This is a genomic window from Cohnella rhizosphaerae, assembly GCF_029525575.1.
GTDB classification, from domain to species: Bacteria; Bacillota; Bacilli; order Paenibacillales; family Paenibacillaceae; genus Cohnella; species Cohnella rhizosphaerae.
On the sequence record NZ_JAPDIA010000008.1, the window covers coordinates 1,996,191 to 2,022,684 of the forward strand.

General features: G+C 58.0%; 26 protein-coding genes, 1 tRNA gene and 4 pseudogenes. 10 read left to right on the plus strand and 21 right to left on the minus strand.

Translation table 11 applies throughout. The features are described 5' to 3' along the window. Nucleotides 1-151: 151 nt before the first annotated feature. From OMP40_RS32940 to OMP40_RS32975, 9 genes and pseudogenes are all read right to left on the minus strand, one after another. On the minus strand, nucleotides 152-694 hold the full coding sequence (locus OMP40_RS32940; RefSeq protein ID WP_277538196.1) for a zinc-dependent alcohol dehydrogenase: 543 nt from the start codon (nucleotides 692-694) through the stop codon (nucleotides 152-154). 112 nt (nucleotides 695-806) lie between these two features. Further along, nucleotides 807-1,070: pseudogene (locus OMP40_RS42655) on the minus strand (alcohol dehydrogenase catalytic domain-containing protein); the annotation flags it as partial. Nucleotides 1,071-1,217: 147 nt separating this feature from the next. Beyond that, a pseudogene (locus OMP40_RS32945) lies at nucleotides 1,218-2,109 on the minus strand (fumarylacetoacetate hydrolase family protein). 15 nt (nucleotides 2,110-2,124) lie between these two features. Beyond that, nucleotides 2,125-3,028, minus strand: a pseudogene (locus tag OMP40_RS32950) (SMP-30/gluconolactonase/LRE family protein). 3 nt (nucleotides 3,029-3,031) lie between these two features. After that, on the minus strand, nucleotides 3,032-4,132 hold the full coding sequence (locus OMP40_RS32955) for an alanine racemase (RefSeq protein ID WP_277537587.1): 1,101 nt from the start codon (nucleotides 4,130-4,132) through the stop codon (nucleotides 3,032-3,034). A 25-nt stretch (nucleotides 4,133-4,157) separates the two neighbouring features. Further along, entirely contained in the window at nucleotides 4,158-4,907 is a 750-nt protein-coding gene (locus tag OMP40_RS32960) for an SDR family NAD(P)-dependent oxidoreductase (protein WP_277537589.1), read from the minus strand. Nucleotides 4,908-4,926: 19 nt separating this feature from the next. Beyond that, nucleotides 4,927-5,301, minus strand: a complete 375-nt coding sequence (locus OMP40_RS32965; RefSeq protein ID WP_277537591.1) for a Rid family detoxifying hydrolase — start codon at nucleotides 5,299-5,301, stop codon at nucleotides 4,927-4,929. A 37-nt stretch (nucleotides 5,302-5,338) separates the two neighbouring features. Next, nucleotides 5,339-6,637: a M20 family metallopeptidase gene (locus tag OMP40_RS32970; RefSeq protein ID WP_277537594.1), complete on the minus strand. Its 1,299-nt coding sequence runs from the start codon at nucleotides 6,635-6,637 to the stop codon at nucleotides 5,339-5,341. Nucleotides 6,638-6,667: 30 nt separating this feature from the next. Further along, the gene (locus OMP40_RS32975) at nucleotides 6,668-8,548 is read right to left on the minus strand and encodes a beta-N-acetylhexosaminidase (protein ID WP_277537596.1); all 1,881 of its coding nucleotides are present in this window, start codon (nucleotides 8,546-8,548) and stop codon (nucleotides 6,668-6,670) included. A 191-nt stretch (nucleotides 8,549-8,739) separates the two neighbouring features. Here OMP40_RS32975 and OMP40_RS32980 point away from each other — a divergent pair, with 191 nt between their 5' ends. Together OMP40_RS32980 and OMP40_RS32985 are read left to right on the plus strand one after the other, a co-directional pair. Next, nucleotides 8,740-9,072 (plus strand): IclR family transcriptional regulator, encoded by a 333-nt coding sequence (locus OMP40_RS32980; RefSeq protein WP_277537598.1) that lies wholly within the window; start codon nucleotides 8,740-8,742, stop codon nucleotides 9,070-9,072. Then, nucleotides 9,059-9,526 (plus strand): IclR family transcriptional regulator, encoded by a 468-nt coding sequence (locus OMP40_RS32985; RefSeq protein ID WP_420872103.1) that lies wholly within the window; start codon nucleotides 9,059-9,061, stop codon nucleotides 9,524-9,526. The genes OMP40_RS32980 and OMP40_RS32985 overlap by 14 nt, the downstream gene beginning before the upstream one ends. A gap of 18 nt (nucleotides 9,527-9,544) precedes the next feature. Here the strand turns inward: OMP40_RS32985 and OMP40_RS32990 are convergent, their stop codons facing one another. The 3 genes from OMP40_RS32990 to OMP40_RS33000 all read right to left on the minus strand — a co-directional run bounded on the left by OMP40_RS32990 (nucleotide 9,545) and on the right by OMP40_RS33000 (nucleotide 12,620). Then, nucleotides 9,545-10,969, minus strand: a complete 1,425-nt coding sequence (locus OMP40_RS32990) for a N,N-dimethylformamidase beta subunit family domain-containing protein (protein WP_277537601.1) — start codon at nucleotides 10,967-10,969, stop codon at nucleotides 9,545-9,547. A gap of 87 nt (nucleotides 10,970-11,056) precedes the next feature. Beyond that, complete coding sequence (locus tag OMP40_RS32995) at nucleotides 11,057-11,713, minus strand: cyclase family protein (protein WP_277537603.1); 657 nt, start codon at nucleotides 11,711-11,713, stop codon at nucleotides 11,057-11,059. A gap of 37 nt (nucleotides 11,714-11,750) precedes the next feature. After that, nucleotides 11,751-12,620 carry a dihydrodipicolinate synthase family protein gene (locus tag OMP40_RS33000; RefSeq protein ID WP_277537604.1) on the minus strand — a complete coding sequence of 290 codons (870 nt, stop codon included), beginning with the start codon at nucleotides 12,618-12,620 and terminating at the stop codon, nucleotides 11,751-11,753. A gap of 190 nt (nucleotides 12,621-12,810) precedes the next feature. Here OMP40_RS33000 and OMP40_RS33005 point away from each other — a divergent pair, with 190 nt between their 5' ends. The 4 genes from OMP40_RS33005 (at nucleotide 12,811) to OMP40_RS33020 (ending at nucleotide 17,992) form a co-directional block, all read left to right on the plus strand. After that, nucleotides 12,811-14,193, plus strand: a complete 1,383-nt coding sequence (locus tag OMP40_RS33005; protein ID WP_277537606.1) for an extracellular solute-binding protein — start codon at nucleotides 12,811-12,813, stop codon at nucleotides 14,191-14,193. A gap of 252 nt (nucleotides 14,194-14,445) precedes the next feature. After that, nucleotides 14,446-16,083, plus strand: coding sequence for a polysaccharide deacetylase family protein (locus tag OMP40_RS33010; RefSeq protein WP_277537610.1), 1,638 nt, complete (start codon nucleotides 14,446-14,448; stop codon nucleotides 16,081-16,083). Nucleotides 16,084-16,139: 56 nt separating this feature from the next. Then, nucleotides 16,140-17,078, plus strand: coding sequence for an ABC transporter permease (locus tag OMP40_RS33015; RefSeq protein ID WP_277537612.1), 939 nt, complete (start codon nucleotides 16,140-16,142; stop codon nucleotides 17,076-17,078). A 44-nt stretch (nucleotides 17,079-17,122) separates the two neighbouring features. Beyond that, nucleotides 17,123-17,992, plus strand: coding sequence for a carbohydrate ABC transporter permease (locus tag OMP40_RS33020; protein WP_277537614.1), 870 nt, complete (start codon nucleotides 17,123-17,125; stop codon nucleotides 17,990-17,992). Nucleotides 17,993-18,068: 76 nt separating this feature from the next. Here OMP40_RS33020 and OMP40_RS33025 read toward each other — a convergent pair whose 3' ends face one another. Then, complete coding sequence (locus OMP40_RS33025) at nucleotides 18,069-18,263, minus strand: hypothetical protein (protein WP_277537616.1); 195 nt, start codon at nucleotides 18,261-18,263, stop codon at nucleotides 18,069-18,071. A gap of 16 nt (nucleotides 18,264-18,279) precedes the next feature. Here OMP40_RS33025 and OMP40_RS33030 point away from each other — a divergent pair, with 16 nt between their 5' ends. The 3 genes from OMP40_RS33030 to OMP40_RS33040 all read left to right on the plus strand — a co-directional run bounded on the left by OMP40_RS33030 (nucleotide 18,280) and on the right by OMP40_RS33040 (nucleotide 21,350). After that, on the plus strand, nucleotides 18,280-19,734 hold the full coding sequence (locus tag OMP40_RS33030) for an extracellular solute-binding protein (protein ID WP_277537619.1): 1,455 nt from the start codon (nucleotides 18,280-18,282) through the stop codon (nucleotides 19,732-19,734). Between the two features lie 145 nt (nucleotides 19,735-19,879). After that, entirely contained in the window at nucleotides 19,880-21,241 is a 1,362-nt protein-coding gene (locus OMP40_RS33035; RefSeq protein WP_277537621.1) for a DegT/DnrJ/EryC1/StrS family aminotransferase, read from the plus strand. Then, a complete protein-coding gene (locus tag OMP40_RS33040; protein WP_277537623.1) occupies nucleotides 21,207-21,350 on the plus strand; it encodes a hypothetical protein in 144 nt (47 codons plus the stop codon). The genes OMP40_RS33035 and OMP40_RS33040 overlap by 35 nt, the downstream gene beginning before the upstream one ends. Nucleotides 21,351-21,358: 8 nt before the next feature. Here OMP40_RS33040 and OMP40_RS33045 read toward each other — a convergent pair whose 3' ends face one another. The 5 genes and pseudogenes from OMP40_RS33045 to OMP40_RS33055 form a co-directional block, all read right to left on the minus strand. Then, a complete protein-coding gene (locus OMP40_RS33045; protein WP_277537626.1) occupies nucleotides 21,359-21,646 on the minus strand; it encodes a hypothetical protein in 288 nt (95 codons plus the stop codon). Beyond that, nucleotides 21,647-21,799, minus strand: a pseudogene (locus tag OMP40_RS42660) (MerR family transcriptional regulator); the annotation flags it as partial. A 218-nt stretch (nucleotides 21,800-22,017) separates the two neighbouring features. After that, complete coding sequence (locus tag OMP40_RS33050) at nucleotides 22,018-22,527, minus strand: FixH family protein (RefSeq protein WP_277537628.1); 510 nt, start codon at nucleotides 22,525-22,527, stop codon at nucleotides 22,018-22,020. A gap of 16 nt (nucleotides 22,528-22,543) precedes the next feature. Then, nucleotides 22,544-22,678 carry a hypothetical protein gene (locus OMP40_RS40775; protein WP_338131303.1) on the minus strand — a complete coding sequence of 45 codons (135 nt, stop codon included), beginning with the start codon at nucleotides 22,676-22,678 and terminating at the stop codon, nucleotides 22,544-22,546. Between the two features lie 7 nt (nucleotides 22,679-22,685). Then, the gene (locus OMP40_RS33055; RefSeq protein WP_338131304.1) at nucleotides 22,686-23,867 is read right to left on the minus strand and encodes a PepSY-associated TM helix domain-containing protein; all 1,182 of its coding nucleotides are present in this window, start codon (nucleotides 23,865-23,867) and stop codon (nucleotides 22,686-22,688) included. Nucleotides 23,868-24,216: 349 nt separating this feature from the next. Between OMP40_RS33055 and OMP40_RS33060 the strand changes: the two genes are divergently transcribed. Next, entirely contained in the window at nucleotides 24,217-24,834 is a 618-nt protein-coding gene (locus OMP40_RS33060) for an SCO family protein (RefSeq protein WP_277537629.1), read from the plus strand. A gap of 137 nt (nucleotides 24,835-24,971) precedes the next feature. Here the strand turns inward: OMP40_RS33060 and OMP40_RS33065 are convergent. The 3 genes from OMP40_RS33065 to OMP40_RS33075 all read right to left on the minus strand — a co-directional run bounded on the left by OMP40_RS33065 (nucleotide 24,972) and on the right by OMP40_RS33075 (nucleotide 26,492). Then, nucleotides 24,972-25,060, minus strand: a tRNA-Leu gene (locus OMP40_RS33065). A 47-nt stretch (nucleotides 25,061-25,107) separates the two neighbouring features. Further along, on the minus strand, nucleotides 25,108-26,010 hold the full coding sequence (locus OMP40_RS33070) for a GerAB/ArcD/ProY family transporter (protein WP_277537630.1): 903 nt from the start codon (nucleotides 26,008-26,010) through the stop codon (nucleotides 25,108-25,110). 257 nt (nucleotides 26,011-26,267) lie between these two features. Beyond that, on the minus strand, nucleotides 26,268-26,492 hold the full coding sequence (locus tag OMP40_RS33075) for a hypothetical protein (protein ID WP_277537631.1): 225 nt from the start codon (nucleotides 26,490-26,492) through the stop codon (nucleotides 26,268-26,270). Nucleotides 26,493-26,494: the final 2 nt, after the last annotated feature.

Sequence of the window (26,494 nt, forward strand, 5' to 3'; positions counted from 1 at the left end):
ACGCGCTCAACGGCGAACAGCGCCCACCGCACGGGGATGGGCGCTTCTTTCGCTGGCGGGCCCCTTTTCGGCGGCGCTTGTCCTATCGACTGTCGTCAAATATGGACGAAAATTTCAGTGTCGACGCCGAGCCGGTAATGAAGCTTTCGTATCAATGGGAAGTCGCGTCCGGCGATTCGGACACCTGCAGCAGCACCTTGATCTCGCGGCCCGGCGCCCGGACCAGCTTGTCGAACCATTTGGCTCCGTCCGCCAGCGGCGCGATCTCGATCCGGTCGCCCAGCCCGATGCGTCCCTCGGCGATCCAGTCGAACGCCTGCTTGAAGTTCGCCTTCGAATAGGCGAACGAGCCCGCGATCTTGAGCTCCCGTCGCACCAGATCGTTGAAGTCAAGCGCAGTCTCGGCCCGATGAAGTCCCGTGAAGACGAGTCTTCCCCCGTTCATGACCGATTCGGCGCACTGGCGGCGCGTCTCGGCGGCCCCGACCGCGTCGATCGCCGCGCTGACGCCCAGTCCGCCCGTCAATTCCCGGATACGCGAGGCAAGGTCCTCGGTCCGCGGGTTGACGGCGATCGCGCCCAGCGAAGAAGCGAAGGTGAGCCGATCGTCGCTCAGATCGACCGCGATGACCCGGCCGGCTCCGCTGAGCAGCACCGCCTGAAGCGCGAAAATGCCGATCGGCCCCATGCCCATGACGAGCACCGTGTCCTCGGGACCGGGCAGCCGTCAGCTCGGCTACGCGCGCGCCGCAGGCGACGGGCTCCGTCAAAGCGCCGTCCGCCAGCGTCACGTGATCGGGCAGCGGGTGCACGAACGCGGCCGGCACTTTGACGAACTCGGCGTTGCTTCCGGGCAGGGCGGCGCTAAGCAGCTTGCGTTCCGGACACAAGGACTCCTGACCGGCGAGACAGTAGCGGCACTTGCCGCAGGTCACGAGCGGGTTGGCGGTGACGCGCATGCCCGCGCGCAGACCGCGCGCTTCGCCTTCGGGGCCTGCGGTCTCGATCGTGCCGGACAGCTCGTGACCGAAAATCATCGGGGGGCTTGCGCAGCGAGTTATGCCCCATATACCCGCTCAGCTCCGAGCCGCAAATGCCCGAGTAGACGACCCGGATCAGCACTTCTTCCGGTCCGGGCACGGGCGCCTGACATTCCATCAGCTTCATCTCTTCGGGGGGCGGTATAGACCAATGCTTTCATGACGTTTAGCACTCCTTTAGACGAACCGGTTCGTCAGCGCGCCGAGACCGTCGATCTCGACCGTGACGATGTCGCCCGGCTTCAAATAAACTTGGCGTTCCTCGGGATACCCGAGCACGACGCCCTCCGGCGTGCCGGTCATGATCAGATCCCCCCGGCCGCAGCGTCATATGGCGGGAAATATAGCTGACGATCATACGGCAATCGAAGATCATGTCGCTCGTATTCGAGTTCTGGCGAAGCTCGCCGTTAACCGAGCAGCGGATGCCGAGCCCGTTCGGGTCGGGAACGGCGTCAGACGTCACGAGGTACGGACCGATCGGGCAGAAGCCGTCGAGGCTCTTGCCGAGCAGCCATTGCGAGGTTCGCAGCTGCAGGTCGCGGGCAGAGACATCGTTCACATTGCAGTACCCTCCGACGTAATCCAGCGCTTCTTCGGGCGATACGTCAAACGTCTCGCGCCCGATCACGATGCCAAGCTCGGCCTCGTAGTCCGTCTTGGACGAAGTTTTCGGCAGACGGACGTCCCGGCCGTGGGCGGACAGCGCGTTGTCGAATTTATTGAACAGAATCGGATAGGACGGAATAGGCGAGCCCGTCTCCTCGGCATGCCTGCGGTAGTTCAGGCCGACGCAGATCAATTTGCCGGGGCGAAGCACGCAAGGCTCCAGCGCGAGGTCGGCTTCGCGGCGAAGCGCGCCCGCGAACGCCGCCGGCCCTTGCTCCGAGACGCGGCGGTCCAGCGCGCGAAGCCGCTCCAGCGCCGCGCTTCCCGCCGCAAGCGCAGCGTCCGCGGACGCCAGCTCCGGCGAAGCTCCGCCTTCCGCCGCCTCGACGTCGAGGACGCCGTGAACGGTGGAGATCCCGAGTTTAATCCGTCCGTCTTCCCGATAGTGCAGAAGCTTCATCTTTTATACCTCCAGTTAGTAAGCCATGTCGAATGCGAACGGCCGCCTGCCCGACAGCCCGGCGGCGCTCAAATCCAGCGCGAACAGCGCGCCCGAATGCGGATAAGCGTCAAGCTCCGGCTCCCGCATTCCGTCGGATGCGCTTGTCATGTACAACGTCTGCAGCCGCTCCCCGCCGAACGCGCAGCTTGAAGGCTGAAGCGCGGGAAGGCGCACCTGCGCCAGCAGCGAGCCGTCGGCCGGATTCCAGCGCGCTACCCGAGCGGCGCCCCATTGGGCAACCCAGAGCATGCCCTCGGTATCGAGCGTCATCCCGTCCGGTACCCCATTCGTTCCTTCCTCCAGGCGGATCGCCGTACGTCTCTCGCCGAGCTCGCCTCGCTCGGCGTCGAAGGCATAGGCGCGAACCTCGCGAATCGCCGAATCGACGTAATACATCTCGCGGCCGTCCGGACTCCAGTCCAGACCGTTGGAGCAAGTCACGTCCCGCACGGCTTCGATGACGGTCATATCGCGATCGATCCGGTACAGGCTGCCGATCGGCCGTTCCCCCGCTCCGATCCATCGTTCCGATCCAGAGCCGCCCGTCCGGTCCCGCCTTGCCGTCGTTGAAGCGAATAGAGCCGGGCAGCTCCAGACGCAAAATTTCTTCGAATTTCCCGTTTTCCGGCTCCCAGCGATACAGACTGCGATCGGCAGCCGCGATCCAGCTTCCGTTCGTGCATGGCACGATCGCGCTGATCCATTCGGGAGCCGGGTACGACGCCGAACGCCCGCTCGACGGATCAAGTCGACGAACGGCCGCACCCGTAATGTCGACCCATAGCAGCGTGCCGGTCCGCTCGTCCCAGCACGGCCCCTCGCCCAAGGCTGCCGGCCGCGCGGACGAAACGACCGGGTTCCATTCGTCTTGGCGCATCGTTTATTTCACCCTCCCGCGTCCGGCGATCGGCAGAACGTCCTTCACTTCGTCCCCTTGGACCATGTGCATCACGTCCAGCATATTAACGACGGCGCAGCAGTGGACGGGAACGATCTCCAGCTTATCGCCGATCTTCAGCTCCCGTTCCTCCGGGGGCAGGCGCAGCACGCCGTGCTCTTCGTTAAACCAGGCGACTTCGATACCCGGATGCCCGATCACGTAGCCGCGGCCCGTGCCGATCGGCGAATCCTCGCCGTCCGACGTGAACACCTTGGTCCCGGCGTCGATGACGGCCCGGTCCGGCGCCGGTCGGCTGACGACGGTAACGAGCACCGTCAGCGCGCATTCCCCAACGTTCATCGCCTTTGCCTTCACCTGCGTCAGATCGCCGAAGACGTATGTGCCGGGACGCATCTCCGTCGCGCCCTTCATGGCGGACGCGAAGCGGCTGACCGGCGTCGAACCCGCGCTGACCGATTCGATCGGGAAGCCCAGGCCGCGCAGCGCTTCGGCGGACGCCAAGGCGGTCGCCGCCTCGCGCTCCGCTACAAGGATGCGCCCTTCATCGCTGTCTTCATCGTACGACTGACCGGCGAATACGAGTACGCCGGTCACGCGGATGCCCGCCAATGTCCGCAACTCGCGACCAAGTCGCAATAGCGCTTCTCCCGGCTGAACGCCCGCCCGGCCGTACCCCGGATCGACCTCGATCCAGACCGGCATGACGATGCCCGCATTGACTGCGGCGTCCGATATGCCGGCGGCCGCCTCCAGGCTGTCCACGGCAACCGTCACTTCCGCGCGGGCAGCGAGTCGCATCAGCCGCTCCAGCTTCGTCTTGCCCACGATCGGATAGGCGATCAGAATCGGTCCGATCCCGCCGTCCGCCATCGCTTCCGCTTCTCCGAGCTTGGCGACCGTAATGCCGACCGCGCCGGCCTTCAGCTGCATTCTGGCAATCTGGGGCGTCTTGTGCGTCTTGGCATGGGGCCGAAGCGCGATGCCCGCCTCGTCGGCCAGCCGCTGGACGCGCGCGATGTTAGCCTTCAGCTTATCTTGGTCGACCACGATGCATGGCGTATCCAGCTCGTATTTTTGCATGTCTTTCACCTCCCGTACGGTCTCCTCAGGCCAGCTGGCCGCCGTCCACGACGATGCATTCGCCGTGAATGAACGCGGCATCGTCCGACGCCAGGAAGGCAAATACGCCGGCTACATCCTTCGGCTTGCCGACGCGGCCCAGCGGAATATGATTGTTGATATAGTTCTCGACAAATGCCGGATCGTCGATCGCCTCCGACATCGGCGTCTGGATGTAACCTGGGCATACCGCATTCACGCGAATGCCGGCAGTGCCGAGCTCGAGCGCCATCGTCTTCGTTAGCAGGACGATGCCGCCCTTCGAAGCATTGTAGTGCGCATACTTCGCCTCGCCGGCCAGGCCGTTGGTCGAAGCCATATTGACGATGGCGCCTTCGCCCCGCTCCTTCATATGACGCGCTACGCGCTGCGCGACGTAGAACATGCCGTTGAGGTTGACATCGATCATGCGGCGCCAGTTCTCGTGCTTGATGTCGACGAACGGCTCTTCCCAGGCGATGCCCGCATTGTTGGCGAGGATATGGATCGCGCCCCGCTCCTCGATCATCCGGTCGACAGTCTCATCCACCTGATCGGGGTTCGAGACGTCAAGCACATACCTGGAAGCCGAATAACCGGCCGCCTGCAGCTTCGCCTCCGCCTCGATCAACACCGATTCCTTGATATCCGCCAGCAGAACGTGCGCCCCCTCGGCCGCGAATCGCTCCGCGATGGCGAACCCGATGCCTTGTCCTGCTCCCGTGACCAGCGCCGTGCGATTTACAAACCGTTGCATGGACAGCCCGCTCCTCTCCTTAGCTTTGCTTGCATACGATCGCGTCGATCTCGACCTTGATGCCGTCCAGTCCGGCTTCGACGCAGGTCCGTGCCGGATACGGCGCATCGAAGTACGACACGTACACCGCATTGAAGCGGTTAAAATCCGCCAGGCTGGCCAAGTAGACGCTCACCTTGACGACGTCGTCCATCGTGTAGCCGCCGGCCTCGACGATTGCCTTGACATTGTCCATCGTCAGCCTCGTCTCGGCTTCGATGTCTCCCGGCACGATCTCGCCCTCCGCATCCAGCGGTCCCTGTCCCGATACGAACAGCATATGGCCGACCGCGATGCCCTGGGAATACGGACCGCTGCCGATCGATGCCTGATTCGTGCTCACTGCTTGTCTCACGCGCTCTCCTCCTGTCCGATGAATGTACTCCGTTTTTTTACGACGACAATCCGCACCAACTGACGATCGTTTTCGCATAAATTTCCGTCAGCGCGTCGAGACTGTCCAGCTCGACGAACTCGCCCGGCGCGTGCGCGTTGCCGCCCGACGGTCCGAGAATCAGCGCCTTCGACGGGCTGTACGCGTTGAATACGAAGGCATCGCAGGCGAACGGCGAGCCGGTCACCTCGGCCGGCCGCCCCGTGGCCGCCTCGATCTCGTCGGCCAGCAGCGGCAGCAGCGGGAAGCCGGGATCGACCTCGCTGCCCGGCAGGAAGCGGATCATTCTGGCGAACGCCGGCTTCTGCAGCCCTTGCTCGTAGCTGCGGCCGCAGAAGCGCTCATAGCCGGCGAGCAGCTCCTCGCGCAGCCCGTCCTCGTCCACGCCGGGATAACATTCGACCCAAATATCGACATGGCATTCGACGGGGCCGACGTCGCACAGGGGCGAGCCCATATCGCCGGCTTCCAGCCGGGTGACGATAATCGGCAGCGTATCCTTCGAATGCGCGTACCATGGAGCCGGTCCCGTCCGCTTCGCCCGCTCCCGTTCATGCTGCTCCAGGAACACGATAAACCGCGCGGCGTCGTTGGCCGGATTCCGCACTTCCTCGCCGTTGAACGACAGCCCCGTCGTCCCCCGGAACGTGACGCGCCATAGCGCGCCGCCCCGCGTCGCCGCGTACAGCGCGAGATTCGTCGGCTCGGGAATGATGACGGCGTCGGCATGGTCGCCGCGCGCCCGCCCGGCTACCGTGCCGTTCGCGCCGCCGAACTCCTCGTCGACGACCGACTCGATGCGGACGTCGCCTTGCAATTCGATGCCAAGCTCCTGCAGGCAGCGCACCGCCATGATCGAGGCGACGAGACCGCCCTTCATATCGTAAGCGCCGAGACCGTACAGCTTGTTGCTGTCGATATACGGCGCATGCGGATCGGTCTCCCAGCCCGGCGCGACGGCCGCCGTGTCGATATGGCTGGAGAAAAGCAGCGAACGTCCGCCGCCCTTCCCCTTCCATACCGCGCTAACGTTCGGCCTGTTGCCGTAGTCCTTGCCCGGATAATAGGCGGGATGCTCGCGGAAGCCAGGCACCTCTTCGGGGCTGTACAGCTCCGACGCCAGGCCGAGCTCCTGCAGCCTGGCATGGAGCGTATGCTGGCACTCCCGCTCCGTCCCGTCGACGACCCGATTCACCGTATCGTGCCGAACAAGCTCGAGAAGCAGGTCGGTCATCCGATCGCGATTCGACGCGATCCACCGCCGGATCGATGCCGGCAGCTGTTCGTTCCCCTTCATGGCTGTCGCCTTCCTTTCCGGACACGGCCTTTATTGAGAGATGCGGCTCGGCGTCGGCATATGCTTGTACAGATAACAATCCACGAGGCCTTCCTGGCTCTGGAACGGCAGCCGCTGCTCTTCAAGCTCTTCGAGGCGTTCGGCGCGGCCCTCCACGAACGAGGCGATGCGCGCGATCGCCGTGGACAGGCTGGCGAGCAGTCCGCCGTAGCGCAGGTCGATAATATCCCAGCCGAACGCCTTGTTGACGATATGCCAGCGCTCGATATGATAATCCCGGAGCTTCTCCACCCGCGTCCGGATCTCCGGCAGCGTCTCCTGCGCCATACGCGACAGCGCAGCCTTGTCCCCTGCCAGATAAGCGTCCGTGATCCGGATGCCGGCGTCCGCTTTGAGCGCGAGCACGGCGCACAGCCGCTCCAGCACTTCGAACACGAAGCCGTACTCCCCGTTGCGGGTCTTGTACAGCGCCATCTCCTTCTCCAGGCCGGCGTAGTGTTCGGCGACTTCCAGGCCGCGAATATTGGCGTCGAACAGCCCCATCATGACGTTCTGCCAGAGCATGTAGCGAGAAGGGTTGTAGGTCTCCAGGTTGCCCGGCTTGATGCCCGGCGGTTCGTCGATGTTCTTGATCGCCATGAAGTCGTCCATGTGCGCGCCCGTGCAGTAGTGGAAGCGCCGGCGAAGCTTGTCCTCGTCGAGCTCCGCCGCATAGCCGTGCTCCGCGAACAGCTGCAGGCCGAGCAGCGCGGAGAACCAGTCGCATTCGGTGCCGTCGTCGCCCCACAGGGTGGCGATCACTTCGCGCACGCCCTCGCGCTTGCACACGTTCAGCGCCGCGTTCGTCGAATCGAACGTCGCGCCGTAGTTCAGAACGAAGCCCTTCCAGTTCCAGATGCCGCCCGCGAAGATCGGGGTCGAGCCGAAGCGTTTGTGCCGTTGGACGAAGTCGGTATAAAAAGCTTCGTCGTAGTGGTAATAGTCCCAATAGACGTATTGCATATTTTGGGGCATGCCGGCGATCACTTCGTCGGAAATGACGCCGTCGACGTCGTAGTAGTCGCCCGTCTCCGAGCCGGCGCGGAAGTACATGTCGCTCCACATCATCGGCACGAGGCCGTGCCGCTCGACGATCTCCATGACCCGTTTGAGGTGGTCGTTCATAATGTCGAACTTGGAACGCAGGCCGTTCTTCGACAAATAGTTGCCGAGACCGAGCTTCCAGGCTTCGTCCATCCCGATATGGATGCGCTTCGTCCGGACGGGAGCCGCCGCCGCCGCGATCATCTGTTCAATGAATTCGTACGTCCGATCGTAGCCGACCAGCATCGTCTCATGGTCGTCGCGGATATCGGCGAAGGCGTTCCATTTAAGCACGTCCGCCAGATGGCTGAGCGTCTGGATGCAGGGAATCATCTCGATGCCGAACAGATCTGCGTAATCGTCCATTTCCTTGATCTCATCCTGCGTGTAGCGTCCTCTCATGTAGCCGAAGTACGGCTGGCCGGCCACGTCGAAGCTGTCCTCCGCGTACAGCATGATCATGTCGAGCCCCATGAGCGCCATTTTACGCAGAAATGCCTTGACGGAAGCGGTGCGGATGACCGCGCCGCCCTGGGAGACGTCGAACATCGGGCCGTTCATATCGAACTGAGGCACCTCTTCGATGCGGAACTCGCCGTTTTCTCGAAGCCCCGCGACCAGCAGGCCGACCGCCCGGAAGAAGTGAATTTTCCGTCCGAACGCGATTCGCAGGCTGCCTTCCTTCGCCTCCACGACAATGCGATTTTCGTCATGGCGGATCACCTCGACCGCTCTTCCTTCGTCCGACAGCGTAACGCCCGCTTCGGCGGCCAGCTCGCGAAGTCCCGTTTCCAGCCCTTCCAGATCTCCGATAAATTTGAATTCCACTCCAAACCACCCCAACATTTTCAGATAGTAAAAATTTTAGACAATGAATTGAATTTCGACGCGAAAAGCAGACCAAACTTCCGGGTCTAAAGAATCATTTTTACGAAAATCGTTTCGTATATTGCGACCGTTTGCGAAATATGTTTTAATGATTTGAACAAATTTTTCAGTATATTGAAAAGGTGTTGCGTATGAAAAACAAGTACAGCGTCCCCGCTTTAGCGAAAGGAATGGCGATTATCGAGATGCTGGCAGCCTCCAGAGATGCGCTCGGCATCACGGACATTTACGAGCGAAGCGGATTGCCGAAGTCCTCGATCTTTACGATCCTGAGCGAGCTGGAGAACCTCGGCTATGTCGCAAGGGCCGAAGCCGGCAAATATCAATTGACCTTGAAGCTTTACAACGTCGGCATGGAGAGGCTCTCCAAGCTGGATATCCGCCAGGCGGCCAGACCCGAGATGGAAGCGATCGCGCAGCAAGCTGAAGTTCACCGTCCACCTGGCCGTTCTGGAAAACGATAAGGCGCGCTACATCGATAAAGTGAACGGACCCGGCTTCGTCCAATTTTCCACCCAGATCGGACAAACCCAAATGCTGCATAACTCGGGCGTAGGCAAGGCGCTCGCCGCCTATATGACCGACGAGCGGTTGACGCATGCCATCGCGATGCACGGCATGCCCAAAACGACGGAGCATACGATGACCTCGGCTTCGGTCTTCAAGGCGTTCCTGGCCAGCGTGCGGGAGAAGGGCTACGCCATCGAAGACGAGGAAGGCGAAGCCGGCATCCGCTGCATCGCCGCGCCGATCTTCGACCATAGCGGGAAAACGGCGGGAGCGATCGGGATTACCGCGCTGAGAAGCGAGCTGCCGAGCATTTCCTTCGACGCCTTCGGCAAGCTTCTTCAAGAGAAGGCGTCGGCCATATCCGGCAAGCTCGGCTATTCGGACGAAAGGCAAGAGCGTCCTCGCTAGCGCCGGCTTGCCTGACGATTAATCGGGCTTTCTCTTGCCCTTCAGACATTCGGACAGCAGATTGCGGGTGATCGTCTGCACCCTGGCGTCCACCCCTTGCGTCCGGCCGAAGGTCCCCGACGCCGGGATGTGGCCCGGAGGACTGCTGAGCCCGTTCGCCCACCAGATCGTTCCCGCATTGAATACCCAGTTGCCTCTGGGTCCCGGATAGATGACCGCGCCGTGAATGCCGTGCTCCGGCTTCGCAAGCTTGTCGTCGTCCGGATCCGGTATACGGAACAGGCGGCTCTCCGCCACGACCTCGAGACCTTCGATCTCCTTGAACGGCGCCCCGTGGTACTCCCAGCCGACCAGTCCCGGGATCGCGTCTCCCTTCTTCATCCCCGTGCCTTCGAACATCCAATGCTCCGGCCTGGCGACCGTCCAGTCGCCATAGGCCGAGCCGAACGTCGAAGAACCCATCAGCTCATGCTCGTCGTGGAATCGCTTGTGTCTGGCGAAGGACCGGAACGGCTTGCCTTCTTCTCCGTAAGTCACGATCTCGTGGCACAAGGCGTTGCCGGACAGAAAGAGCAGGCTGACGCCTTCGTCACGCGCGGCCGCGGCGTGGTCGTACATCCGGCGGGTCCAGTATTCGTCATGCCCGACGGAGATGAATACCCGGCACTTCCCGGCCCAATCGGCTTCCTCGTGCAGATCCAAGTTCGAGCAGTACGCCACGTCGTAGCCTTCCGCCTCGAGCCAATACGCAAGCGGGAACTCCCACAGCAGGAATTGTCCCGATCCGCAGGACATCGGCGAATCCACGATCTGGGCATATTTGGAATACGGACGATTGAAGCTCACGCGCACGTTCGGCCCTTGATACCACAAATACGGCGTGCCGTCGTCGTACAGCGAGTTGATCCCCGGCCATTTGTTATACGCCTGCCAGGTAAGATCGCTCACTTGAACGACGATGTCCGCAGGTCCTCTTCGTTTCACCACGAAAATCATGTAGCTTTGCGCTTGCTGAGGTTCCTCTCTCGACAGCTTGGCCAGATAGACGCCGCTCGGCCAATCGTCCGGCACGACAAGCGACGCTCCGGTCTCCCACTCGCATTCCCGAAGCCGCTCGATCGTCTCCATCGGCATCGGCTGCGGAGAGCCGCCCAGCGGTCCGATCTGCCTAACGTGCCGGCCGCCCTTGCCCCCGTAATAGCCCAACCGATAAATATCGATCGTATAAGCGCCGGCCGGGTGCAGACTGACCATGAAGTCGATCCGCTCGCCCGGGTATACGCTCGCGGCCGAAGCGAATCCTTCGATGGCCGGAGACCGCAGCCCCCGGGTCAGCGGATAAAGCATACCGATCGTCGTTTCCGGATATTCGTGGATGAATCGCGTCACTTGCCAATCCAGCGTGCCTTCGAGCCTGTTTTCTTTCACGGTAGCATTGCTCATACGGCGCCCCCCCGTCGCATTCTCAGTGACCTGCCGATCCTTAAAAAGAAAGAGCCGCCCGGCTCGAACGTCTCCTGCTTTTCGCCGCTACGGCTGAAACAAAATCGCCCGGCACGGGGCGGCGCATACATCCGGAATGTTGAGCGGCAGCACCATAAGCGTCCACGGCCCCTCGCCCGCTTCCCGCAGCCGGACGAGCGGCGCGGCCATCAGACGGTCCTTGGCATAGTAACGCTTGAGCATCGGCATCTCCCCGCCGGGGAGGCGCGGATCTTCGATCGACGTGATGTCCATGCCAAGCAAGCCGACGTCGCGCTCGATAATCCAATCCATCGCCTCGGATTCGAAGTAAGGACTCGACTCCGTGTAGCCGGGAAGGTTCCAGCGCGAATCCCAGCCGGTCGCGATCAGCAGCGCGTCGCCAGGCTCCAGCACCGATCCGACTGCCCGCTCCAGCTCGGCGGCCCCAATCGTTTCGTACGGCCGCTTGTCGGGCAGCTGCGCGACCCATGCTCTCATCGCGAGGCGATCGAGGCCGACGTCGCCGAGCAGCTCCCGGTCGGCGAACAGGTGGTTCGCCGTCTCCAGATAGGTCCCCGCAAGGGAATGGAGGCGAAAGGCGTGGCCTTCATAGCCGTCCTCCGCCGCATTCGCAACCTTTTCCACGGCAATCTCGGGGAACGGAGCGCCGTAGTTCCACATGCCGTTTTCCAGCTTGCCGGTCAAGTCCAGCCACTTCTTCATGCAAGTCCCCTCCTTTCCTAAATTGGATCGGCCGCGCTTAGATTTGGGACAAGCCGAAGTTATAGCCCAGCAGCGTCTCGCTTATGCGATGTTCGTCGGACGGCAGCAAAGGAAGCCGCGTCTCGGCGCTCTTGAACAGACCGAGATGCTTGTAGAGCGCTTTGGTCGTCGGAATCTCGTCCCCGGGACCGAACATATGGATGAACGGCAGTATCGCTTTGGAGAAAAGGGCGAAGCTCTCTTCGCGCTTGCCGGCCCGGTGCAAATCCCAGCTCTCCTTGAATGCCTTCGGGAAGATAATCGGCGCGATAATCATATTTCCGTCGACGCCCGCTTCGATCGCGCGATAGGCGATGATGTCGTCTCCGCCGAATACGGCAAGCTCGGTGTTTTTCTTGAGCGACCTGATTTTGCCCATGTTATGGTCGGTCATCTTGACCGCTTTGATCGCCGGAACGGCTGCGGCGAGCTCTATCAACTGCTGCGCCGTGTAGAACGTCTTGGTCGTGACCGGATTGTCGTAGAAGACGATCTGCAGGCCCGTTTTCTCCGCCAGGCTCCCAATGTACGCCTTCACCATATCCAGCGAATTCGGGAAATAATAAGGGCTGGGCACAAGCGCGGTCCGGATGCCTGCATGTGCAGCCGCCTTGCCGATTCTCGACGCTTCCTCCAGGTTCGTATGTCCAAGGCCGATGACGATATGCTTGTTCGGCAGACGCTTGCCGAAATATTCGGCGATCTCGATGCGCTCTTCGGCGGATAATGCGGGAGATTCGCCCGTGCTCCCTCCGATGACGTAGCCTTCTACGTAGTCGGACGTATGCCGAATCAAATTTTCAAAGCCTTCGTAGTCGATTTTGCCATTATCGAACGGCGTCGGTATGACGGGTATGTTACCTTTCACGGCCCATTCCTCCAGCAATTATTTTCTGAATACAAAACGATTATTTATGCGACTGAACGCACTCAACTATAGCACCCTTTTTCAAACGGTGTCAACGACAATTGTACCAAACCTATACCAACATGACGCCAGGCGTTATAATAATAATAGGAAGCTAATTTCTGGTTCGTTCACCTTATGGAGGGGTTTTGTGATCAAGAAGGAATTTCGATATATCGAGCTGGCGGGAAAGCTGCGGACGGAGATTCTGTCCGGCCATCTGAAGCCGGGCCAGTTCCTGCTTCCGGAGAAGGAGCTGTGCCAGGTATACGACATTAGCCGCAATTCGCTGCGGCAAGCGCTCGAGCTGCTGACGAATGAGGGGCTTTTGGTCAAGATGGTCGGTCGCGGCACGATGGTCAGCAAGGAGCTCGACATCGGCAAGCATGCGGGGAGCGTCATCAACATCATTTGTCCGCAGCATTCCTCTTACGTGAACAAGGCGCTGCCGATTCTGATCGAGATGTTCAATGCGCATTATCCGAACGTCGAGTTCAGACAGTTCGGCACGGGCGTCGGCAACGAGGACTTCCTCCAGGACTTGTCCAGCTTCGGCGTCAACGCGGACATCGTCATCATGAGCGACATCGACATGCAGCGTTTGCCGCTCGACAAGTTCTTGACGCTGGAGGATATCGAACCGGAGCTGGAGATCGCCCAGGACAAGCTCATGGAAATTTTCGGCCATATGAACGGACAGTATGCCATCCCGCTCACTTATTCGCCGGTATTCCTCGCGTGCAATCCGCAATTGTTCGAAGAAAGCGGTTTGGAGCTCCCGCATAAAAAATGGAGCTGGGAACAATTCGTCGAGACGGCCAAAACGCTGACAAGGGATTCGAACGGGGACGGCCTGAACGACATTTACGGCTTCGGCTTATCTTCATCGCTGTACCGCTGGCCGGTTCTCGCCAGGAAGCACAGCTACCCGTTCCGGCAAGAGCCGTCCGGCATGCTGAACACCGAAGGGCTGGCCGGTTTTCTGGATTTCGTTCAATCGCTCCTTTATCGGGAGGGCGTAAGTCCGGTGATGGCGGTCAACGACTGGGAGCTTCTCGCCCAGTTGTTCGACGAGGGCCGCCTTGGCATGTTTCTGACGACGACGCTGACGACCAGCATGAACAACGCCGCGTTTCCCGTGACCGTTATCCCCCTGCCTGCAAGCAAAGACGCCGTCAAAGGAAACCTCGCGATCGCCAACGGCATGATGATTCCGCATACGAGCGGGAATCCGACGCTGGCCAAGCAGTTCGCCCAATTCGCGATGCGGGCCGACTATCAGATGCGCATGGCAAGCGAAGCCAAACTTCTGTCCATCTATTCGAAGGTGAACGAAGAAGTGTGGACGGAACGCGAACGCAGCGCGCTCGGCTTGACGGAGACCAATTCGGAGCCTGCGTACTTCATGAACGAGATGCTGCCCGATCCGACCCTGGAGCTGACGCTCGTTCAAGAGATGAACCTGTTCTGGGCGGGATTCGAAACGCCGGCCCAGACGATAAGGCGTCTGACCGACAAATTGCGAAATGCGTAAGACCCGATCTGACTTTTGGTACACGATGTTAGGTGTTTGCGTTTACAAAGAAACCGTTCATTTATGAAGCGGTTTCTTTTTTTTATTGGGGTGAAATTTTATGACATTTCGTTATTGACGCAAGGCAACCGCTTCATGATATAATGGAATTGGTTCTAAACCTATCCTAATTTAAAAAATGGGATCTCGCATTTACGTTAGATTGTCTATCATCAATGTCGAATGCTTTGATTCACAAAGGAGTGACACCACGTGGAATTGGGCACAATAGCAATTTTAACCGATGCCTCGGTTCGAACGCGCAAAGAAAGATACGGCGTCAACTCCTTCGAAGGCTATGTCGAAGAAGTGCTGGGCCGTCTCCGCATCCCTTTTCGCATCTTCGATTCGCTCGAAGACGCCTTGGAATGGCAGCCGGATATTCTGATCCCGGCCTTGTTCGACGAAAACGCGGACAATCGGGACAAACTGCTAACGTACGTGAAAAACGGAGGCACCGTCGTCTCGTACGCCGGTCTGAAGGGAATGGCGGAAAAGCTCGGCTATTTCGAGGAACGTCCGCTCGGCGCAGGCTACGCCGTCTTTCCCGAAGGCTCCGCCCCGGTTCGATTCCTGTCCGCGACGGGTTGGAGCAAGCTCTCCGGTCAGGTCCGAGGCGACAAGGCGTTCGGCACGCTGCGCAACGGCAGCCCATCGGGCGCCGAATCCGGTCCGGCGCTGCTCTCCATCCCTTGGGGCGAAGGCACGTTCGAGCGCTGGTCGGTCGACATCGTCGGCACGATCGTCGCCCTGCAGCAAGGCACGAGTCCTGTATACGACGACGGCGCATCGGCGCCCGACGGATCCATTCCCGTTCAGGACGACACGTTGAAGGCGGACGACCGCTGCGCGATGGATTGGGAATTCGATCGTCTGACGACCGCCACGGGCATTCCTTACTATGCCTTTCCCTACGCCGACTGGTGGCGGGCGGCCATGGTCCGGCATCTGATCGAAATCGCGCTGTCGAAGGGAAAGACGCTCCCTTTCCTGGGTTATTGGCCTGCGGGCATCCCGGCCGTGGCCGCCATCTCGCACGACAGCGATCTGAATCGCGACGAGCATGCGACGGCCGCATTGAAGCTGCTTCGGGAGGTCGGCATTCGATCGACCTGGTGCATGCTTGAACCGGGTTATTCTCCGGCTATCTATGAGCAATTGAAGGCCGATGGCCACGATATAAGCCTCCATTATAACGCTTTGGAGATGGATGGCGGAATCTGGAGCGAAGATGCCTTTCGCAGCCAGAGCGAGTGGCTCAGGAATGCGGCGGGCATCGACCGGATCTCTTCCAATAAAAATCACTACACCCGCTTTGAAGGTTGGGGCGAATTGTTCCGTTGGTGCGAGTCGAACGGCATTGAATCCGATCAAACCCGCGGCCCCAGCAAAAAAGGAAATACCGGTCTCCTGTTCGGCACCTGTCATCCCTACTTTCCCGTCAGCGATGTCACCGAAGGGAACCGACTTTACGACGTGCTGGAAATCGGGTTTCTGAGTCAGGACTTGAATCACCCTCAATTATACGATGCAAGCCTCGTCGATCCTTTTCTGGATATCGTCGGAAAAGAAGAAGGCGTAGCGCATTTTCTTTTTCATCAAGCCCATATTTGCAATTTCGAATCGGTCAGACAGGCCGTGCGCGAGGTTGTGGACGGCGCCAAAAAACGCGGATACGCCTTATGGACGATCGATCAAGTGAACGAATGGGAGAGAGCGCGGAGGAAGGTCGCTATCGCCGGGTTCGACGAATCGGGGGAAGCCGATTCCGAAAGGCGCCCCGCTCCCGGAATCGGCGGTCGTATACGTCCCCGTGGCGGCCGGCGAGCGTTCCCCGGACGGTATTTATGAAAAGAGGTTTGGCGCGCACTGCCGGAAATACATCATCCAGGAAAGGATAGATGAAAATGCCGTCGGAAATGGCCGCTGATGGTAGCCGTCAACAAAAAACTTTCTTTCGAACGCTCCTCCGAAAAAGCTGGAGAGACCGCTATATTTTTATTCTTCTCCTGCCGGGCTTGCTCTATTTCCTGCTGTTCAAGATCATTCCCGTATTCGGCAACGTAATTGCGTTTCAGGATTACAACCCCTTCAAGGGAATGTGGGCGAGCGATTGGGTCGGCTTCAGCAATTTCAAACGAATCTTCGAGGATACCGAGGTGCTTCGGATTCTTCGAAACACCTTATTTATTTCCCTCATGCAAATCATTTTCGTTTTTCCCGCACCGATCCTGCTTGCGATCATGTTAAACGAGGTTGCCCGCGAAAAAACCAAAAGACTCATCCAATCCATTATTTATTTGCCCCATTTCTTCTCCTGGGTCGTCATCGTCAGCATCGCGACGATTTTTCTAAAGCCCGAAGGCCTGATCAATCAACTGCTCCAGTACTTCGGCTACGATTGGGTATCCTTCATGACCAATCCGCATTTGTTCGTACCCATCGTCATCGTCGAGCTGATCTGGAAGGAAACCGGATGGTCGACGATCATCTTCCTGGCGGCGCTCGCCTCCATCAACCACGAGCTGCTTGAAGCCGCGATCGTCGACGGCGCTAACCGCTGGAAAAGGATCTGGCATATCATTGTGCCGTCCATCGGTTCGACGATTGCGATCCTGCTTATTCTTCGTCTCGGAACGGTTCTGGACACCGGCTTCGAACAAATTTTTCTGATGCTTAACCCGTTTAATCGGGATATCGGCGAAGTGCTGGACACTTACGTCTATACGAAAGGAATCAAACAGGGGGATTTCAGCTTCAGTACCGCTGTCGGCTTGTTCAAGGGCGTTGTCGGTCTTGTTCTCGTTCTCACGGCGAACCGGATCATCAAAAAAGTCCGGCAATGACGGTTTGTTCTAATCGAATTCCATGAGGAAAGGAGTATCTGGCCATGCATTTCAAAACAAGATCGGACAGGTGGTTCGACGGAATCAATTACCTGCTGCTGTCCGTCGTCGGGCTGTGTATGGTCTTCCCGCTGCTGTACATTTTCTCCGTTTCCTTCTCGACGATGCAGGATTATATTCAGAAGGACATCGTATTGTGGCCATCGCATTGGGATTTGGGCGCGTACGAATATATTTTCGACACGCCCGTTTTCGGCCGCGCGATGTTGGTCAGCGCTTGCCTCACCGTGGTCATCACGTTATTCAATCTGCTCATGACCAGCAGTATGGCATTCGCTACCGTCCATTCCTTCGTCGGTTCGAAGCTGATCCTGAGGATGATCATTTTCACCTTATTGTTTTCTCCGGGACTCATCCCCAGCTATTTGATGGTTCGCAACCTGCATCTGATCGACACCTACTGGGCGCTTATCCTGCCCGGCGCGATCAGCACGTTTAACTTGATCGTCATTCGACAGTTTTTTCAAAACCTACCCAAGGAAATATTCGAAGCCTCGAAGATCGACGGCGCGCATGAGCTTCAAATGTTCACGAAGCTGGTGCTCCCGCTGTCAAAGCCCGCCCTCGCGGCGTTCGCCCTCTTCTATGCCGTCGATGCCTGGAACGCGTACTTCAACGTGATTCTCTACATTAACGATACGACGAAGTGGACGATTCAGGTCGTGCTCCGGCAAATCGTAATCGTATCCCCGCCCGACAACAATTTGATAGCCAGCTTGTTGAAGGATCCGCCTCCGGCGCAAACCGTTCAAATGGCAGCCGTGCTGGTGGCGACGCTGCCCGTGCTCGTAATCTATCCGTTTCTGCAAAAGCACTTCGCTAAAGGGGTGATGCTGGGATCCGTTAAAGGTTAAAGCTAGGGGAAACAAAAGCTAAGGGAAACAAAAGAAGACGGGCAGCGTCCGAGCGAACGCCGCCGCAACGCCAAATTCAAAAGAAGGGGACGAACCCGCCATGAAAAAGACAAAAAAATCGAATGATCGCAACGCTTTCCTTCATCTCCCTGATCGCTGTTGCAACAGCCTGTTCTTCGGGCAACGGCAACTCGGAAAATTCCCCGAGCGCGAGCGCCTCCGCTGCGTCGCCCGCAAGCAGCGCCAGCGCCAGCGGCGCGGACACCGGCAAGAAATACACCATCTCGATGCTTGATTTCACCTATGGCAAAATTCCGCCTTCGAACGGCAAAGCCATAGCGCTTCTGAACGATAAGTTCAACATCGATTATAAACCGACGATCGTTCCTTACGACGGCTATCAAGAGAAAATGTCCACCACGATCGCCGGCGGCGACATGCCCGACGTCATGGGCATCGAGGAATATTTGGCGGCCGGCTCCTTGCACAAATGGGCCGAGCAAGGCGCGTTCCTGCCGTTGAACGACTATATCGAAAAGTATCCGAGTCTCGCGCTCGTTCCGCCGGAAATCTGGGCGGCCGTCACCAACAAGGACGGCAAGATTTGGGGAATTCCGCGCTATTATCCGAATACGCCGACGCAGAGCTGGGTCATTCGCCAGGATTGGTTGGACAACCTCGGTCTGAAAATGCCGACCACTTACGACGAACTTGCGCAAGTCGCGATTGCGTTCACCAAGAACGATCCGGACAAAAACGGCAAAAACGACACCTACGGCCTCGTCATGGGTCCCGGCGGCGCACCCGGCTACGGCATGGGCGCTTACTGGGATAGAGATACCTGGTACCACAAGGACAAGGACGGCAATCTGATCCCGGGCTACATCTCCGACGCGCGCAAAGAAAACGTAACGTTGTTCGCGGACTTGTACAAGCAAGGCGCCATCAACAAAGGCTTCGGCGCCAACGCCAGCTTCGAAGTCGGACAATCCGACTTTTACAACAACAAAGCAGGCATTTTCATGGGCGGCATTCGCGGCATGGACGAGAACCTCGCCAACTCCTTGCTGTCGGTCGCGCCGAACGCGAAATTCTCCTCCATTCCGCCTTTTAAAGCGCCGGACGGCACGCAAGGCCTGACCGCGCAGCGCGGCTACTACCGGATTACGGTGCTGAACGCCAAGCTTGCCGGCGACGAGGGCAAGATCGACCGCATCCTGTCGCTGGTCGACTTTGGACGTACGTTCATTCCGATCGACCAACGTACGCCGGACAACGAGACGTTCGACTTCCGTTCCGGCAAGCTGAATGCGGGCTACACGTTCGAAAACGGCGCGGCTACGTTCACGCAGCCGGATCAAGGCCTGCTCGTCTCTTCCTACCTGCCCGACAGCAACATGTGGGCGCCTTCCGTGCTGGACAACAAGTATTCCGACACGACGCAGAATCCTCTTCTCAAAGAATACGTGAAACAGCTTGAGAATGAGTACGCGAACTACGAAGAGTACGTCGATCCCCAGTACATGGGGTATTCCGAAACGTTAAACAGCAACAAAGGCGCCGACGCCATCTTAAAGGTTTCGGACGCGCAAGTAAAAATGATCATGGGCGAGCTGCCGTTGACCAGCTGGGACAAAATGGTCGACGACTTCATGAAAAGCGGCGGCACGGATATTATCAAAGAAATGAACGAAAGCCTGCAAGGAAGAACGTTGATCGGATTTAAGAAAATGGGGCAATAAGGTCGTCCTGCTTCCCTTCAAAAACCCAAGGTAATCTTGGGTTTTTTTCATCCCCTTTGACCGCGGCCGTGCATGACGGACGGCTTTATTTCTCGGTCGACTCCACCTTATACAGACTTGAGCAATCCATCGGGAGGAATTCATAATGGCTGAAGCATTGGCAATCCACGGCGGTCCCAAGGTCAAGACGACGCCGTTCGGAACGGGAAAGCGTTTCGGGGAAGAAGAATTGAAGGAGCTCCGCGAAGCGCTGGAGCAAGATACGCTGTTCTATCATTACGGCGAGAAGGTTAAAAGCTTCCTGAAAAAATTTAACGAGATGTACGGGGTGCGCTACAGCGTAGCCGCCAGTTCGGGCACGGCCGCCATTCACGTCGCGCTGGGAGCGGCCGGCGTCACCGCGGGAGACGAAGTCATCACGAGTCCGATTACCGATCAGGGGACGGTGATCGGCATCCTGTACCAGAACGCGATTCCCGTATTCGCCGACGTCCTGCCGGACACGTACAATATGGACCCGGCCTCTATCGAAGCCAGGATCACGAAGCGGACCAAGGCGATCGTCGCCGTTCATCTGGCGGGCAATCCTTGCGATATGGACGCCATCATGGCGATCGCGCGCAAGCATGGGCTGAAGGTGATCGAAGACTGCGCGCAAAGCTATATGAGCGTATACAAAGGCAAGCTGGTCGGCACGATCGGCGACTACGGCTGCTTCAGCACGAACGACTTCAAACACATCTCGACGGGCGACGGCGGCATGGTCACGGTCAACTCGGGAGACGCGGAAGACTATGCGATCGTCCATGCGTTCGCCGACAAAAACTATGAGCGATTCGATACGAAGGTATCCCGCGATATTCATCATCTGGCGCCGAACTATCGCATGACCGAGCTTCAAGGCGCGGTCGGCATCGCCCAATTGGACAAGCTTGCCTGGATCTGCGACAAGCGTCAGGAGTACGGCACCATGCTGACGGACGGGCTGACCGGCATCCCCGGCATCCTCCCCCCCTGCCGTCACGGAGGGCTCCTCGAGCACCTACTGGTTTTATTTGTTCCGTTTGGATACGAATCTACTGAACGCTACCGTGGACGCGTTCGTCGCCGCGTTGAACGCGGAAGGCATTCCGTGCATTCGCGGGTATATTCCGCAGCCGATCTACTTGCAGCCTATGTTTCAGAAAAAAGAAGCTTATCCGGGCACGAACTATCCCTTCAGCCTGTCGGACGTTTCCTACGATCGGGGAATCTGCCCGAACGCCGAAGCCGTGCTGCAGACGTCCGTCCGCATGGGGATCAGCGAGTTCTACACGACGGACGATATTCGCGACATGGCGACGGCGATCCGCAAAGTCGCGACTTTCTTCCGGAAGGCGGAGGAAAGCTAAACGATGCGTTGTTCGGCGGTCCGATGGCGGTACCCGACGCGCCCGGAGATCTCTTTACCCGGCCGATCGTTACTCAGGAAGATGAGGAAGCGGCGCGACGACCGGGAGATCTATGAGCGGGCGCTCGCCTTTCGCAAGGCGGCGTTGAACGACAAGGAATTGCTCGAAGACGATGCGGGCAATCCCGCAACCATGGGCGGCTGGAATATGTTCAACCGAAAGTAAAATCGACGTCAAGCGCCCCCCTTCCGCCATTCGATGCGGTCGGGGGGCGCTTTTTTTGCTCCAGTGCCGGAGTCGGAAGGTTCTTTAATATGAACCATAATTCTGACCAGGTACGCCTTCGGATTTTGCAGCGACACCTCATCAAGCAAGTACTCCTCGTATGCATCGCCAATGACAACATATTGTTGCTTCTCTATACAGGTAAAATCCCTCTGGCATATATTGTTGCTCTTCCGAATGATTGGCCATGCAAAGCCGATCATTTGCCGGGTCCGTTCAAGCTTCGACAGTTGCAATTAGATCATTTCATCCCGTTTTCGCAGAAATTCAAGCATAAGGGCAGGTGTTCGCCGGCTCTGAAACTCCCGGATTTCCTCGAGTGACATGCCGAATTCCTCGAAGACATGAATCATACCGACGGTATCCGAGTGGCTGCGACGGTAATAGCGATACCCGTTGTCGGCAACGAACGCTGGCTATGCGAAAAATGAGGCATGCGCAAAGAAGGCTGTTTTATAGAATTTATTTCATTCGCAAAACACAAGGATGGCACGCCCAAATACGATAACTTGAATTTGGTTCAAGCCGACAGTTTGCGGAAGCCGATCTGATCAGAGGCAGCACATTGTGGCACAAAATGCCCAATGCAGCATTATCAACAATCATTTTAATGACTATGCTGGTGACCGCCACCGGATTCGGCGGGAGCTTCCTCTCCCGCATGTTCCATTTGCGACAGCTTTTCAACGGCGGCTTGACCGATGGCGACCCGCTTCGCGGGAATTGCTTCAAGATTGGCGGCAGCGATCCGGCTTTGTACAATGTATAAGCCTTCCGCGCCGAATACATAATCGGCCGTGTATACACCCGGCTGTTGAGCCTTCGCGGGCACCGTTACCGCCCGGCCGGGATCGCTCTCCGGCCAGATGACGAATTCTGCCTTGTCGGCCTGCGCCAGCGGCTCTCCGTCCTTGCTGACCTCGACGGTCAACGGAATCTCCGCCTGCGCCTTCTCCGGCGCCGTCACCTTCAGATCGACGGTGAGGTGCGATGCTAAGCCGTTCGCGTCCCGCTTGCTCGTATCCGAAGTGCAGCCGCTCAAACCAAGGGCCAAAACCGCAAATGCGATGCCGCTTATTATGGATCTATTTCTTATCGATCTATTTCGTAATCTCATGACGGTTCCCCTCCTACTAGGCTGCGAACCAGCGCTTCAACGGCTTGATTCTCCGAATGACAAGCCAGTCGAGCAGCACGACGGCGACCAGCGATAGACCCAGCAGCGGCATAAGCGCGCCGCAGACGAGCAGCAGAATGAGCACGGTCACCGTAACTTTACGGCTCTTTGGCCTCGCAGGCGCTCCCAGTCCTTCGGGCTTGCGTTTGCGCCACATGAAGTAGGAGCTGATCGATACCAATACCAGTCCGATCGTCGCCAGCAGACCGAGCAGTTGGTTCAGCCAGCCGAACAGATGGCCCTCGTGAAAGGAGATCCCCCCATGAAATCATTTTCCCCATGATGCCATAGTCGCCGAATCGCACATCGCTCAGCACGGCCCCGCTATATTGGTCGATATGCAGCGTGGCATCTGTGCCAGGCTTGTCATGAACCGTCGATACCGTGAATACGCCTGTCTCACCGCGCGGCAGCGTAATCGTATAGGGCTTAAGCACGTTCTGTTTGCCGGCGATGACCGCGATGTCGTCGACGCCGAGCGGGACGTACCCGCCGCTCGCGAACGATGCCGGCACCGGCAAGTTCTGCGTGGCCCATGGCAAGTCGTCCGCAATATCCTTCGCGACCGTAGCCGATTCGGGCTTGGCGCCGAAGCTGTAGGCAAACGGCGGGACGTTCGTATGGGTCTGGTCGGCCAGGTTGCTGATGCGAGGACCGAGCACGCCAGACCAGGGCAAGCCGGTCAGGATAATCGCGGCGATGACGATAGACACCCAGAAGGCCGGCACGGCATGCAGATCGCGCCAGAACATTCGGCTGCCCGGCTTGCTCAGCCGAGGCAGTATCGTGCCCCAGACGCTGGCCTTGTTGCGGGGCCACCACAGAATCAATCCGGTTAATATAAGAATAAGCGCCCAGCAAGCCGCTAACTCCACCAATCGATTCGTCCATGTGCCGTCCACGAGCAACTGACTGTGCATCTTCTTGAAGAAAGCCGAGAATGTCTTTTCGCTATTCATGGAGCCGTTGAGATTGCCGGTGTAAGGGTCGGCATACATCGTCGTTGGCGATCCTGAATAGTCGACGGACATCGCATACGTTTTGGTCTTGTCGTTTGTCAAAGTGATGGAAGAAACCTTGGAGCCCGGATATCCCTTTTCCGTCTTGGCGATAACGGCTCCAGGCGACAGCGCCTGTTGGCCGGCCTCGCTGACAGTCAACAGGTCCTTGTACAGGTAACCTTCGATCTGCGGCTTGAACAGGTACATCGCTCCGCTGATCGAGAGAATCATCAGGAACGGCGCGAATATAATGCCCGCATAAAAGTGCCATCTCCACACCGCCTGATATACCGCTTGCTTAACTTGCTTCGTTCCTGCTTGTTTGATAGGGGGGCCGGCCGAATGGGGCCTTGACAATCTCGCTCAATGAATCTACGCCTCCGATCTAATCTGCTTCGCGCAGTCTCAGTATAACGATGCGTTCGGAATGTGAAATGACCCGTTAGAGTCATGACGCATGCTCCGCTGACAAGACGATTCGGCGCATTTGTTCTTTTCGATTTCTTTGTATGACATACAGGTGTCTATTTTGTGTCTTTTCCAATCATGTTTGACACTTTAGAGTCATAGTGCCCCAATTATGCCCAGTGTTAAAATGGGAAACGATTACACAAGGAGGAGCGAAAAAATGTCCAAAACGTTACGAAGATATTTTTTTCCGCTGGCGCTGAGCATCATCCTGGTCGTACTTGTGGCTTACATCGCATACGGCAGGTTCCATCCGGATAACGGCCTTCGCGTCGTCGGCGCCGCGCCAGGCTTTGAACTGCAGGACTTGAACGGCCAGCCGTTCCGCTCCGACAACCTGAACGGGACCGTCAGGCTGATGGAATTCATGTTCACGAGTTGTCCGGACATTTGCCCCGCAACGAGCTATAACATGGTGCTGATCCAGAATGAGCTGAAAAGCCAAGGACTGTTCGGCGACAAAATGAAAATGATCGCGGTCACGTTCGATCCTAAACGGGATACGCCGGATATCCTGCGGGCCTATGCCGCGAGAATGAATATGGACATGTCCGGATGGGTGCTGCTGCGGGGCGATGAAGCAGAGACGGCAGAGATTGCGAGCCGGTATGGCGTAACCGTACAAAATCTCGGCGACGGTCAATTCGTTCATACGACCACTTCATTGATATTGATCGACGGCAAGCAAAAAATTCGCCGCGTCTACAAGATGGGCGTCGATATGAACAATGAACAAATTGTGGGCGACATTAAAGCTTTGCTGAAAGAAACGACTTAAACGGCTTGCGGGAAGAAGTCTATAAAAGCAACTGTCCGGCTTGTCATGGCACCCCCTCCGCTTCTGTTCATGCGTCATGCAAAAAAAGCTCCTGAATCGTCACAAGGACGAATTCAAGAGCTAGTCGATTGATAGAGTGGTGCGGTCGAGAGGACTCGAACCTCCACGGGGGGGTTAGCCCACTGGAACCTGAATCCAGCGCGTCTGCCAATTCCGCCACGACCGCGTATGAGCGTCCCGATCAAGCTATGCTTCTCAAGACGACAAAATTGATTATATAAGGTAAGCGCATAAAAGTAAAGCGATTATTTTCCCGTCGCGCTGCGAACGATCCCGATCAAGGCGAGACACGCAGGAAAGGCAATATATCCCGTCATGATATACATATTTCCCCAGGTCGAGATAAAGCTCAGCAGCGCCTGCATGCTGGGGGCGACCCAAAATGCGGACACGATCAGCAGCAATCCCACAGGATAAACGAACAGCTTTTCTGCTTTGACCCCGGTGCAATATGCCGCTCCCACGGTCGCAGCGTAATAAAAAAAGGGAAATTCGCACGAACGTGCCCAGCACCCAGCTCGCCATGACCATCGCTTCGACATGTTCGATAAAATCCGCTACGCGAATGTAGCGGGACGCCATCAGGAAAGGGTAATAAAACTGCGAAGCATCGATGCCGAAAAGGAAAAGCACGGTCAGATTGATCAGCACCATCGTCGCGGCGGCCGCCGCCACGCTCCAATATCCGGCTCGATTCGCTTTGTCGCCTTCGACATAGGGCAGCAGAAACGTGATCAAGACAAACTGGCAGAACCAGCCTTGAACGACAAAAATCCCTTTCACGACGGGCAGCGGACCGTTTCCGAGGATGGGCAGCATCTCCGTGATGTCCATATCAGGAATTAACAGAACGACATTGATCAGAAGCAGCGCGAGCACGGCCGGCATAAAAATTTGCGCGCAGCGGGCGATCGTCTCCACGCCCGACTTAACGACCATGGCGCAAACCAGCAGCATGGAAGCGGTAATGACCAGAATCGGCGTCCGCTGAAAAAAATTGCCCGAGATGAACTCGGAATAATCGCGTATGGTAGCGCCGCCGATATGCAAATGGAACAACAAAAATAAAATGCCGGCCGCTCTGCCCGCAACGCGGCCCAGAACGGCCTCGATCACGGCAAAAAAAATGCTTGCCCGGATACAATCGATGGAACCGCCCCGCCGCCCATACCGGGATGAACCCGCCGAGCGAGGCGAATATCGGCGTCAGCCACATATCGCTGCCGGCCATCAGCGTCGCGGCCGACGGCATGACCAGAAACGCGGTGCCTATGGTGGACAAGTAAAGCAAAGCGCCCATTTGCGCGGCGGATATTTGGACTTTCCCCGCCATAAGTCGTCGACTCCTTCTACTGCGATATAGGCAACCGACCTTAAGGGGTCAGCCACTTCCCCAGCGGCTCGAACAAGGGTCGTACCCAATCGGTAGGGCCAGGCACGCGCGGCGCGAGCAGATGAATGCCGCACAACAGCACCCCGGCGGCCATCACGCCTCCGTATGCCCAACGGCGATGCTTACTGCCTTTAAGATCTTTTCTATCCGCCCAGGTCATCGCTGCGGCCGACAGCAGAATACCCGCGAGATAAACCAGCTTCATCG